Annotated in this window: 11 protein-coding genes; 4 read left to right on the top strand and 7 right to left on the bottom strand. The window is 52.5% G+C overall.

Annotated elements, in window-relative coordinates; genetic code table 11:
- Positions 1-401: 401 nt before the first annotated feature.
- The 3 genes from AC2YIT_RS09045 to AC2YIT_RS09035 form a co-directional block, all read right to left on the bottom strand.
- Positions 402-1,196 (bottom strand): tryptophan-rich sensory protein, encoded by a 795-nt coding sequence (locus AC2YIT_RS09045; RefSeq protein WP_487278969.1) that lies wholly within the window; start codon positions 1,194-1,196, stop codon positions 402-404.
- Positions 1,197-1,396: 200 nt separating this feature from the next.
- A complete protein-coding gene (locus AC2YIT_RS09040) occupies positions 1,397-2,494 on the bottom strand; it encodes a sensor histidine kinase (protein WP_487278968.1) in 1,098 nt (365 codons plus the stop codon).
- A gap of 11 nt (positions 2,495-2,505) precedes the next feature.
- On the bottom strand, positions 2,506-4,635 hold the full coding sequence (locus AC2YIT_RS09035) for a xanthine dehydrogenase family protein molybdopterin-binding subunit (RefSeq protein ID WP_487278967.1): 2,130 nt from the start codon (positions 4,633-4,635) through the stop codon (positions 2,506-2,508).
- A gap of 212 nt (positions 4,636-4,847) precedes the next feature.
- Here AC2YIT_RS09035 and AC2YIT_RS09030 point away from each other — a divergent pair, with 212 nt between their 5' ends.
- Positions 4,848-5,720 carry an NmrA family NAD(P)-binding protein gene (locus AC2YIT_RS09030; protein ID WP_487278966.1) on the top strand — a complete coding sequence of 291 codons (873 nt, stop codon included), beginning with the start codon at positions 4,848-4,850 and terminating at the stop codon, positions 5,718-5,720.
- A 6-nt stretch (positions 5,721-5,726) separates the two neighbouring features.
- On the opposite strand, the gene AC2YIT_RS09025 is transcribed toward AC2YIT_RS09030, so the two are convergent.
- On the bottom strand, positions 5,727-5,852 hold the full coding sequence (locus tag AC2YIT_RS09025) for a hypothetical protein (protein ID WP_487278965.1): 126 nt from the start codon (positions 5,850-5,852) through the stop codon (positions 5,727-5,729).
- 125 nt (positions 5,853-5,977) lie between these two features.
- On the opposite strand from AC2YIT_RS09025, the gene AC2YIT_RS09020 reads away from it, so the two are divergent.
- Together AC2YIT_RS09020 and AC2YIT_RS09015 are read left to right on the top strand one after the other, a co-directional pair.
- Positions 5,978-6,223, top strand: a complete 246-nt coding sequence (locus tag AC2YIT_RS09020) for a type II toxin-antitoxin system ParD family antitoxin (RefSeq protein WP_487278964.1) — start codon at positions 5,978-5,980, stop codon at positions 6,221-6,223.
- Positions 6,220-6,513: a type II toxin-antitoxin system RelE/ParE family toxin gene (locus AC2YIT_RS09015; RefSeq protein ID WP_487278963.1), complete on the top strand. Its 294-nt coding sequence runs from the start codon at positions 6,220-6,222 to the stop codon at positions 6,511-6,513. The genes AC2YIT_RS09020 and AC2YIT_RS09015 overlap by 4 nt, the downstream gene beginning before the upstream one ends.
- Positions 6,514-6,553: 40 nt before the next feature.
- On the opposite strand, the gene AC2YIT_RS09010 is transcribed toward AC2YIT_RS09015, so the two are convergent.
- Together AC2YIT_RS09010 and AC2YIT_RS09005 are read right to left on the bottom strand one after the other, a co-directional pair.
- Complete coding sequence (locus AC2YIT_RS09010) at positions 6,554-7,027, bottom strand: DUF1440 domain-containing protein (RefSeq protein WP_487278962.1); 474 nt, start codon at positions 7,025-7,027, stop codon at positions 6,554-6,556.
- Between the two features lie 30 nt (positions 7,028-7,057).
- The gene (locus AC2YIT_RS09005) at positions 7,058-8,773 is read right to left on the bottom strand and encodes a tetratricopeptide repeat protein (protein WP_487278961.1); all 1,716 of its coding nucleotides are present in this window, start codon (positions 8,771-8,773) and stop codon (positions 7,058-7,060) included.
- Positions 8,774-8,945: 172 nt separating this feature from the next.
- On the opposite strand from AC2YIT_RS09005, the gene AC2YIT_RS09000 reads away from it, so the two are divergent.
- Positions 8,946-11,606, top strand: coding sequence for a PAS domain-containing protein (locus tag AC2YIT_RS09000; RefSeq protein ID WP_487278960.1), 2,661 nt, complete (start codon positions 8,946-8,948; stop codon positions 11,604-11,606).
- On the opposite strand, the gene AC2YIT_RS08995 is transcribed toward AC2YIT_RS09000, so the two are convergent.
- Positions 11,603-12,199, bottom strand: coding sequence for a hypothetical protein (locus AC2YIT_RS08995; RefSeq protein WP_487278959.1), 597 nt, complete (start codon positions 12,197-12,199; stop codon positions 11,603-11,605). The genes AC2YIT_RS09000 and AC2YIT_RS08995 overlap by 4 nt on opposite strands.
- Positions 12,200-12,425: the final 226 nt, after the last annotated feature.

Genomic DNA, 12,425 nt, shown 5'->3' with positions numbered 1-12,425 from the left:
GGGTATCTTTATTTTAAGTATTTGAAAATGAGCATGCGTTTGGGCGCTGTTTGTATGGCGCAGGGTTTCTAAATTGTTCTTTTCGTAGGTGTGTGCCTCTTATACGCATACAAAAACCGCACTTCATCCTTAACTCTATGTTAAAAGGAGGTTAAAAAGGGATTAAAATCGTCGAATGGCTATTGCATGTGATTCTGCGGCGAGGTAGCGGGAATGTTTTGGATAAATTATTCTTTTAATTATTATATTATTGGTTACAATGGAGGAGCTTGTGCAAAGCCGGAGCTTTGCACACCTTATTCGCAGGCCTCGGCCGATAGATATTGCGAAACGGGATTTCAAATAAGACCGGCCGGAGGCCTGCACATAGTAGGCGCGAAGCAACAGCTTCACGCCAGGGGTTATCTCTGCGACGTTTCCGCTTCTTCCAAAAAGTGCTTCCCGCGATTGCGGTAGGCGTGGATTCCGCTGCTGATCAGTATAATCGTTGAAACAATGAGCGCTGCATTGACGACCGCCGGGGTGGAGCCCCAGTTGGCTACCGCAACGGCTATCAACGCCCACACGCCGACCATCGCCGATTCGCGCAGGTTCCGTACCCATGTGAGGCCCAGGTATACGATACCCGCGATGCAGATCATGATCACGGTCCACGTTATGGGTGACAGGCCAAAGCCATTCCAGCCGATTTTGGTAAAGTAGGCCGCTGCATTGGCAATGAGTGCTACCGATATCCACCCGAGGTAAATGGCGAAGGGCCACCAGGTCAGCACAATTTTCTTAATAGGTATAACATCCATTTCCATGCGTGTGCGGAGGATGATCAGCCATAGCGAAATCAGCAACGCGGTCATGATGAGTACGGAGAGGCCGGTGAAATCGTAAAGCCAGGCCAGTACCCAGGCCGAGTTGGCAATACAGGAAATCACAAAAAGCCAGCCAATCTGCTCAACCACTACCGGCGTTTCGCGCCTGCCGGAAATGCCGCGTGCCTGGTACACGACAAATGCGGCCAGCAACAAGTAAATCACGCCCCAAATGGAGAATGCGTAGCCGGATGGTGTGAAGAAGTTCTGGTACCGGGCCGAGACGCTGGCCATCGTGCTGTTGTTGAAGATACCGGTATTGGAGAGGTAGTTGATCACCACAGTGGCGATCAACGCGATAATATTGGCTGCTTGCAACGTTCTTTTCATAGTCTTTGCTGGTTCTGTTGATCTAATGGCGAATTGACGCAGAGGTGCGAAGGTCTTCCTTCGCGCCTCTGCTATACTTCAAAAATTATACCTTTTGCAAGCAAAAAGGACCCCGCCCTTTCCGAAGGATTCTTATCTATACTTACAAACCTAAATGCCATTCTTGGGTGAGCATGACCGGTGATCAGTAAGAATATAGACTATTGAAATGAGAGCTGAGCGGCTATCAACGCATGTGGTGCAGTCAGTTCTATGCGCAGGTTTACCTGAAATAGGCTGTCATGATGCCGGATAGCAAGGTCGTGACGGCCCGGGTACATCAGGTCGAGGCGGCGCTGTACATTTTTGAGCCCTATACCGCCATAATGCACGGCCTGCCTTGTCGGCAGGGGAGAGGAACTGTTGGAAATCTCAAATTCAAGCATGGTTGTTTCCAGTTGCAGGCGGATTTCGATCCGGTTATTCTGATCGTTCTCTTTTGAGACATGTTTGAAAGCATTTTCAACAAAAGTCATTAAAATGAACGGGGCAATGCTTGCGCCGGGAGGAAGTTCGTCCGGAATATCGGTGATGACGGTCACACCGGCGTTCTGGCGTAGTTTTTCAAGCGCGATGAAGTTATGGAGGTAAGCTATTTCCCTGTCGAGCGGTACGAGTTCGTCGTTGCATTCATATAAGTGGTGCCGCAGCAATTCCGAGAATTTCGCCAGCGACGAGGACGCGGCGTCGGGGTTTTTATGAATGAGGAAAAAAATCGAATTGATGCTGTTGAACAGGAAATGCGGGTTGAACTGGTATTTCAAAAATTGCAATTCGGTTTGAAGTTTCTCCTTTTCCAGCAGCTGTTGCCGCTGCTCGGTACGGATCCAGTTTTTGGTGAGTTTAATGCTCATCGCCAGCGTGGTACTCGCCAAGGTGGAGGGCATTGCCTCGCCGAAGAAATAGAAGAAGCAATTGGCGCCCCGTCCGAAGAGTGTTTCCACCGATTGATGTGCGAGCCAGGCGCTCACATAATAGCCCGAAACAATCGCCAGTGCCGTAGCCAACAGGGTGATGCCCAGGTAACCGATGTAGGATTTGAGCCGCCCTTTTTCAAGGTATTCGGGAATGAGGTAATATAAATTGAAATACACGGCCACCGCTTGCAGCACCACATAAAACGCAAACTTGACCGCATAAGGCGAAAAGAGAATGCTGTGCGCAGCCTTCCATGGGTTGCCCATCGCGACCACCCACCATAAATAGTGATAGGCGAACCAGAAGGGAATGTGGTAAAGTTTGGAAATGGCCTTTCGCATACCCTAATTTATCAAATATTGGAAAGTAAAGGCAATTTCCTGACGCGCTTGCCCGTGGCTGCGAAGAATGCGTTCGCCAGTGCCGGTGCAATGGGCGCCACGCCGGGCTCGCCCGCGCCGCCCATTTTGCCGTCGTCTTCGACGATATGCACTTCTATGACCGGGGCTTCATCCATTCGCAGGATGCGGTAATCGTCGAAATTGCTTTGGCGGATAGCACCGTATTCAATCGATATTTCGCCAAACAATGCCGCCGTGAGCCCGTAGATAATGCCGCCTTCCATCTGCGCTTTCACGCCGTCCGGGTTTACGGCCAGCCCGCACGCGATCGCGCACACCACACGATGGACTTTCAGGTTCTGGTTGGAGTATGATATCTCTACAATCTGGGCCACCACGCTGCCCATGGCTTCGTGAACTGCTACGCCGCGGAAATGTCCAGTCGGAAGTCCGTTGGGCGAAGCATGAACCCAACCCGCTTTTTCGGCAGCGGTGGTCAATGCGGCGAGATGTCTTGGATGGTTGGCCAGCAGCTTTTTGCGGTATTCAACCGCATCGATGCCTGTCCGGAAAGCCAGCTCATCGATCACGGTTTCCATGACGAATGCGGTATGCGTATTACCGACCGAGCGCCAGGCCAGCACGGGAACATTGTTGGCAGTCGTATGCAGCGCGACAGCGTGGTCCCGACAACCTGCGATGTAGGGCGAGCCGATCACACCGTCGATCGTGCTGTAATCGAGCCCGTTGGGCGCAATATCTTTTTCAAGGACCGTATTTACAAAGAGCGACTGCCCGACCACATCGTGCTTCCAGGCCACTGGCATTCCGGCTGCATCCATGCCCACTTTGACCTTATGCAAATACAGGGGCCGGTAATAGCCACCGCGGATATCGTCCTCCCTTGTCCAGATCAGCTTGACAGCCTCGCCGCTTGCCTGGGCAATGTGCACGGCCTCCATCACCCAGTCGTTCCCGAACGAGCCGCGCCGCCCGAAACTACCGCCCATGGCAGGCGTGTAGAGCGTTACATGCTCGTCCCTGAATCCCAGAAACCGGGCTACTTCCTGCCGGTGCAGCGCGTTTGATTGGGTAGCCGTCCATATCTCACATTTATCGGCCGACAGTTTTACCGTGCAATTGAGGGGTTCCATAGGCGAATGGGCCAGGAATGGAAAACAAAACTCCTGCTCGTAAACCGCCTGAGCTCGCTGCCACGCGCTTGCAACATCGCCTTTGGCTTGTGCTATCCTGCCTGGTTGGTTAGCTGTCTCACGGTATTGTGCGAACAGCTGCTCGGTATCGGGATTACCATTGCCTTGGGTATCCCACTCAATATGCAGCGCTTTTCGCCCTTGCATGGCTGCCCAGGAGTGGTCGGCCACGACCGCGACGCCCTCCGGTACCTGCACCACTTTCCGCACGCCCGGAATGCGCATTGCCTCCGACGCATCGTAGTATCTGACCTTTCCGCCAAACACCGGGCAGCGTTCGAGCAAGGTGGTCAGTAGTCCGGGGAATTGAATGTCAATGCCATAAAGGGCTTTCCCACTCACTTTGTCCGGCACATCCAGCTTCTGCGGAGGTTTACCCCGTGGATGCCCGATCAGCTTCCATTCGCTGCGGCTGCGGAGTTTTACATCGGGAATCGGTAGCCGGGCGGCATCGGCAGCCAGGGAACCGTAACTGAATCGCGTCGTTCCCGCCTGCACGTAGCCTTGGGCAGTGGTGCATTGTTCCGGCGCTATGCCCATGCGCCGGGCGGCCGCTTGCACGAGCATCGTACGCGCAATGGCGCCTGTGGTGCGATAACGGTCGAACTCGGATTTGATGGTGTCGGAGCCGCCGGTAGAGAGTACCCACATACTTTCGTTCAGGTGAGGTCCTTCGATCACCCGGTGCTCCACGTTGATGCGTGTCCAGTCGCAATCCAGTTCTTCGGCAATGAGCATGGCGAGGGTCGTCCAGATACCCTGACCCATTTCCACTTTATTGAGAATAATCCGGATCGTATCGTCAGTGTCGATCCTGAGCAGTGCGTTCGGCGAAAAAGCGGGCGCAGGTAACTCGGCCGCGGCGGATCTGGAAGGCACGGAAAAGGAAAGTAATAGGCCGCCGGTTGCCAGCGCGGCTGTTTGCATAAAATCACGGCGGTCCATAGAGCATGCCACAAAAGTTCTGTTGCAAAAGAATGAAGCAAAATTTTGGCAGGAAAATTGTTTTGACAAGACGTTGACGGGAAGGGATCAAATGCAGTTTACGGATGAAGTCTATGAGCAACTGTCGCCGCAACGGCTGCTGGTTTGATTTTTGATGTAAACAGGAGTTTTTATTCATCACAAACCCTTAAATCATGGCACACATCATTTTGGGCGCGTCGGGCCGGGTAGGTTCGGCGGTTGTAGACCGCCTTCTCGAACTGGGAGCACCTGTGAAGGGAGTCGTAAGAAATGAAGAGAAGGCCAAGGCCCTGAAATTGCGCGGGGCGGACACCGCGATAGCGGACGCGCATAACCTGCCGGCATTGAAAGCAGCCCTGCGCGGCGGCGAGACGCTTTTTACCTTAACTCCCGAAACGGGCCGGGAAAAGAATGTCCTCGGTGATACCAACGATATTCTGACCAACTACCGCGCGGCATTGGTTGCAGATGGTATTAAAAAAGTCGTGGGGCTGTCGTCGATGGGTGCGCAACATCGCGAGGGAACCGGCAATCTGGTGATGTCCTACATGCTCGAACACGCATTCGACGGCATCGGCGTTTCGCGGGTATTCATCCGGCCGGCGTACTATTTCAGCAATTGGCTTAACTATCTCGAGCCGGCGGAGAAAAACGGCGTACTGCCAACTTTCTTCCCGGTAGATCTCAAAATTCCCATGATATGTCCTTCGGACGTGGGCCATTTCGCAGCGGAAGTTCTGGTCGACGGGGACAGTGATGGGACAATTTACGAGCTCTACGGGCCGGGGATATACAGCTCTGCCGATGTGGCGAAAGCATTCGGCGAAGTATTGGGCAGGGAAGTCAAGGCGCAGCAAATACCGGGGAAGGATTGGGATAAAACACTGCATTCGATCGGTTTTTCGCCAGATGGCGTACGCAACTTCATCGAGATGACGGAGGCCGTCATCAGCGGCAAGTCGAGGCCCGACGGTAAAGGAACGGTCCGCGCGCACGGGAACACCACATTGGAAGCATATCTGGAAAAAGCGGTGAAAAAAGCCTGATGGTTTTCAGACCGAACCGATATCGGACGATATCCGTATCCCGCTGCGCTTCATCAACTCGCTCGCATTGAAATCGGTGCAAATGCCAGGCGTGAGCCGGTAGTCGAATGAAATCTGGCCTTCTTTAGTCACTGGCCGATATGTGCGGAGATGCCCCGGATGTGCCGTCGGTAAAGGCCCGATTTTGACTGCGATTTATAATTCTCTTGACAGAAGTACCAATATTTGGTATTTTTAATAAATAACTACTAACTCAGATGGCAAAAAACACATCCATTACAATCGGGGAACATTTTGATTCCTTTATTCAAAATCAAATTGATGCCGGACGATATGCATCGACAAGCGAGGTTGTACGTGCCGGGTTACGCTTGCTCGAGCAGGAGGAAGAAAAGCTAATGGCCTTACGTAAAGCCCTTATTGATGGTGAAGAAAGCGGCATAGATGAAAGCTTTGATCCTGTACAATTTATGGCCCGCATGAGACAAAAATATACGGCATGACAGAATATCGTATTACGAGGCTTGCCAGGTATGATCTCGAAGATATTTATGATTACACTGTTCAGGAATGGTCATTAGAACAGGCCGAAAAATACGTAAGCGGTCTGTTTTCCTGTTTTGAAGGGATTGCCGACAAGCGCGTAAAAGGTAAGTCCGTCGATCATATCCGACGTGGCCATAATAAAGCCCTACATGCCAGGCACTACGTATTTTACAAAGTTGCCCCAGACAAGGTTGTTGAAATTGTCCGTGTACTTCATGTCAGCATGGACATAGAAAATATACTTTAACACGTTTCAGCATTCATTTATATTTCTTTCATGGAATTAATCACCGTCTCGAGGCCGGTACAATGTACGCAATCGGGATACCCACGGCGACGATCAGGATCGCTATGCCGAGCAATGCGGTACCCGGGTCGGGTAGGGGCATGCCTTCGAATACAATCTGCAATACGCCGAGGTTCATCACCAGCCAGATGAATATGCCATAGAGGATACCGCTGATGAGCTTACGGCGACGCAGGAAAGATAAGCCGGGATAAATGAGGTAGTAAAAGACTGAAAAAATAAAGGCAATCAGGAAATGCAGCAGCAGGCCGATAATGATCATCGGGGTGCCGCCCGAATAGGCGGCCTTACCGAAAATCCCGCTGGCGATGGACATGAGTATGCGTGCCGGACTGGTTTTCTCCAATATGATTGCATACACCAGAAATGCCGCAAGGATGTCGAGCGTACCGGCAACCAAAGTGGCGGATAAGACCGTATTTCGGCCCGGCCGGCCGACTTTGAACACACTCATATACAAACCAGGATGAGGTAGAAAAGTAAGTTACCTGATAAAGACCGAACCCGACGGAATCTGCTCGGCTTTGGAGAATGCACGTTCATATTTTGCCTTGACGCCTGCCAGTTGGCTGGTCTTGCGCTGTGCTTTCAGGCTTTGTGACAGGCCTACCAGCGACCAGCCGTTGGATGGGTTGAAAACCAGGTCGTCGCGGTAGATCTTTTCGGCCAGCGCCGGTTTACCCGATTTCAGCAAATAAGCACCCAGGAACTGGCGGGACGGAATTGGCCAGTCCTTTGGTTCGGTGTAAATGAGTTGGTCTTCCAGCTTGACGGCTTCTTCCAAAGCAGCGATGCCTTTTGTGCGCTGGCCCCGTGACATGGCGGTTACCCCTTCCAGTATTTTTTCAGCAATGGCGGCTATCTCCACCGGCGAGTTGAATGGGATTCTTCGTTTGGTGAGAACCGGGTCCTGAATTTTGAGTTTCAATGAAGCTAACCGGGCAGCTGCCGAATCGGGACGGCCTGTATTGGCAAATGCAATGCCTTTGGCAAAGTCGGACAGCAGACTAGCGTAGGTCCATTTCGGGTCGGGCGTCACCGAATCGGAGAGGATCTGCTCCCATTTACCCATCCTTACCTGCGTCATGACAGGCAGCATGTACAAGTATTGATCGTAAGTCGTTTCGGGTTTTGGCGCAACGCTCCGGCGGCAGCGCTGCGCATAACGCATGGCGTCGCTGTACATGCCTGCACTGAGGGCACAATAAGTCTGCACGGCGAAGTAATGCGGGGAATGCTTGGTGAGCGAAAGGTTTTTAGCCAGCATATCATAGTTCTGCAGGGCGTCGTCGGCGAGGTTGTTCACTTCCACGCCTTCGGTAAAGAGGCCGTTGCGCTCATATTCGTGGCTGGCCATATGCACCATGTGCGCTACGCCGGGGAGCAGGTCACGCAATGCCTCCGCGCTCGCGAGGGCCACTTCGGGATGTTTGGAGGCTTCGGTAAGGTGAATGTGGTAATGCAGGGCAGCCGGATGCTTCGGATTAACTTTCAGGGCCTTTTCACACAGAGCGACCAATTCCGGCGTCCAGGGTTTGGCAGTGCCGTCCTTTTTCCAGAAATCCCACGCGTGCATCAGCATCTGGGAGTCGATATAAAGTAGTTTGAATTCATTTTCGTCGGGAAAATCGACTACCAGTTTTTTGAGCTTATCGGAATAGGCCTGGTTCAGTTCGGCCCGTTTGGCGTCGGAGGGATCGTCGGAATAACGGGCATTCATGGCGTCGATCAGCAGCTTCTCCTTTTCGGTGGCGTGGGCGGTCAGGCTGTTCATTGTGGCGAGCGCCTCCGCGACTTCGGCCGGTTTGGTATACAGGTGTGCTGCATTATAGTAAGGGCCCATCGCCAGCGCCTGCCCCCAGAACGCCATGGCATTGGTGGAGTCGATGCGGCCGGCTTCCCGGAACGATGCTACGGCTTCCTTGAAATGATAACCATAATACATATTCAGCCCCTGATCGAAATAGAACTGGGAGCTGTCGGAACTGGTCGATACCTTGTAGGAAAAATCGCCCCAACCCGGTAGCGCCACTACATACTTTCCGTTGAGCATGGGCGCCGGAAGGTTCTGGTAAGAGGGGCCGCACACTGCAATTTCACCGGAGACATCCGGCGATAGCGCCTTTTGGGGCGATCGGCGTTCGACAGTGACAATGCCCGTCAACAACGACAGGGCGGCGAGAGGTAAAATCGTTTTCATAAACATATTTAAGGCTTCAATCCCAATATAGCGATTATATTGCCTCTTTTCGCCGAAAATATCTTTAAATTGTACGAACAATAGGCTATTTGGCCCGGTGGCAATGCAAGTAACGTTTATCTGCTATCGTTAGGGAAACTGTGCATCAGGTCTTTCGGGGCCGACAAACGATATGATCGACCATTATCTGAGTCAGGTATTCAAATTTCTGCCGGCACCAAGCATGGTGGTGCTTCCGGATGCACCCCGATTTACCATCACCGACGTGAACGATGCATACCTGGAAATGGTGCGCAAAGGTCGCAACGAACTGGTTGGTAAGGGTTTTTATGAAGCATTTCCCAATAATCCCTACAACCGTGTCCCGCCCTGGAACAATCTGCTTGAAAAGCTGGTAGCGGACGGATTACCCAATCAGTCGCCTGCTACGAAGTACATTCTGCCGCCGGACAACCAGGGACATCAAGACGTTAAATACCTGCTGGCCACCAATACGCCGGTCAGGAACGACACCAATGAAATCGTGTGTATTCTTCGTACGGTGATGGACGTGACGGAAGCAACCATGATCCGGCAGACGCACAGCCCTTTTACTTCCGAGAAATTTTTAAACGAAACACTCCGCATTGCCCGCATAGGCAGCTGGGAGGCGGATCTCATCAACGAGGTCATCAACTGGTCGGATGTGGTGAAGGAAATTCACGGAGTGCCGGCCGATTACCACCCCGACTTTCAAACTGCAATGGAATTTTACCGTTCCGGCGAGCATCGCGACGCATTTATGCAAGCCGTACAGGAGACCATAGCAACCGGCAAGGTCCTGGATCTCGAACTGGTTATTGTGACCGGCACCGGTATCGAAAAATGGGTCCGGGTGACGGGCAAGTCCGAAATTGTGGAAGGGGTTTGTACCCGGATTTACGGGGTTATTCACGACATCGACGAACGCAAGAAAGTGGAGCAGGAGCTCGTGCAGTCACATCGGCAGTTCGAGTCGCTCGTGCAGACGGTCGATGGCATTGTGTGGGAGGCCGATGCAGATAGTTTCGAATTTAGTTTTATCAGTGACCAGGTCCGGCATATTCTGGGATATTCCCCCGAGGAATGGCTTGCGGACCCATTTTTCTGGCAAAACCACATTCATCCGGAGGATCGTGAGCAGGCTGTCCGCTATTGCCATCGCGAAACACAACAGCTGCGCAACCACACCTTCGATTACCGTATGGTGAAAGCTGATGGCAGCCTGGTATGGATCAAGGATGTGGTTTCGGTAATCCTGGAAGGCGGGAGAGCTGTTGCATTGAGGGGATTAATGGTCGACATTACCGAGGCCAAGCGACTCGAAAACCTCGAACGCCTCGAAAAGATCGTGCTGGAAATGAATTCGGTAAAAGGCACACCGCTGGAAAGTGTGCTCGGCAAATATGTACAAGGTGTGGAAGCGATGTTTCCGTATTCGAAATGTTCTTTGCTGGCCGTTAAAAACGGGAGGCTGCACACATTGGCGGCGCCTTCGCTGCCGCCCGATTATGTGGAAGCGATAAACGGCAGGGCAATAGGACGGAATGCGGGTTCGTGCGGCACGGCGGCTTTTCTGAAACAGCAAGTGATCGTCAGCGATATCGTTACCGATCCACGGTGGGACACGTACCGGGACCTTGCGTTGCCTCATAACCTGCGTGCCTGCTGGTCTCACCCTGTTATCGTCGGGGATGAAGTAGTGGCGACCTTTGCCATCTATTACGACCGAATTTCCGTGCCCGGTGAAGATGAGCTGAAAGTCATCGAGCGTGTCGCATCGATACTGAAAGTGATTTTCGAGAACCGGCAGAACTTTGAGCTCGTGCAGGACGTGAACGAGCGGCACGAATATGTGAATATGGCTACCAACGATGCCATTTACGATTGGGACCTCGCACGCGATCATATCGAATGGGGCGATGGCTTTTACAGGCTTTTCGGCTACAAGCCGGAAAAATCGCATTACACTTTGGCACGGTGGGCCGAGCGGGTGCATGCGTCCGATCGGGAGCAGGTTTTGGCAAGCCTGGAAAAACAGTTGGCTGACCCGGAGCAGAATAAATGGATTATCGACTACCGCTTCATGAAGGCCGACGGTCAATATGCTTATGTGGAGGAGATCGGTTACATTCGGCGCGACGGGCTGGGAAACGCCACCCGCATGATCGGCGTGTTGCGGGACGTGACCAAAGCCCGCCAGGAAGAGCAGGAACTGCGGCTGCTGGTATCGGTGATTACCAATACCAACGACGCGGTGCTTATTGCAGAATCCGATCCACGTGATATTTCGGGTCTCAAAGTGCTGTATGTCAATGCCGCATTTACGCGCATTACGGGCTATTCGCCGGAGCAAATCGTGGGTAAGAGCCCGGCATTGCTGAAAGGTTTCAGTCCGGCCCGGAATGATTTCGACAGGCTGCAAGACGCCATTTACAGCATGGAAGCGCTCAAAGGCGCCACTTTGCGCTACGTAAGCGATCACGAGGAGTTTTTCATTAACTTGTCGCTACTGCCTGTCGCGGATGCGCGCGGCGTGCATACACACTGGATTGCGATCGGCCACGATGTGACCGACCGCCTGCGCTATATCGGCGAAATCGAAGAACGCAACCACAAATTACAGGAGATCGCCTGGATGCAGTCGCACGTGATACGTGCGCCGCTCGCAAGGCTGATGGGCCTGATAGACCTGATCCGTAACTACCAGCACTCCGACACCGAGAAGAATGAGCTGCTGGATCACGTTTTGACTTCGGCATACTCTCTTGATGAAATTATCCGTGATATCTCTTCGAAAACCGAACGCATTTAATCAAAGCCGAATTTTACGCCCAGCGAAAGGCTCACAATATCGTGGAGTTTCAGGAAGCTTTTGTTTTGTACGTAACTGATAATGAGCAGATCATAGGTGCCAAGTTCGTAATATAGCTCGAAAGACCGCTGCCGGTTGTTCAGCACCACGTTTCGCCCGACTTTTCCGCCGATGTAGGCACCGGGCCGGATAGCGGTGGCCCACCAGTAATAGCCCGAAGGATAATAGGAAGGCCACTTGGTGTCAAACTGCGGCCCGAAAGTATAACTCAGGTAAGTCCCGATCGAAAACGGCCTGATATAATAACTGTCGCGCAGCCCGATCCGCCAGGGCGAATAAGTTGTTTTGAGTGTGGTCGTTACCAGCGCGTCGCCACCATATTTCTGTGGTAAAAAACCTAAAAGCAGGTCGGTTTCGAGTGTTTTGTTCCGTGAAACATAACCGGGGCCGCCGGAAAGGAACCCGATATTTCCGGCGAACTGCAACTTCAGATGGTCGGGCAGGTACCAGGCGCGGCGCGGCCTGAGGCCGACTTCCTGCGCATTGCCGCGGATGCTGAGTAACAGGAGCAGTGATAGCAAATACTTTTTCATGGCTTAGAAATTGACCCGTTCAACACTGTAACCGCCTTTCCAGGTCGAGACGATCATGTAACCACGTGCACCCATGGAGGTAGTGAGGTGGTAATTCACGCCGTCGTCGTAAAACTGGCCTTCATAAAACCTGTGCTGATGGCCGTAAAGGGTGAATTTAACGGTCGGATCGTTCGCAAGGGCCTCAGTGTAGGGCTTTTCAAGGTTTTTGTCAAAATCGGCGTCG

Source organism: Dyadobacter sp. SRI_021, assembly GCF_057586235.1.
This window is presented reverse-complemented; position numbering and strand designations above follow the sequence as displayed.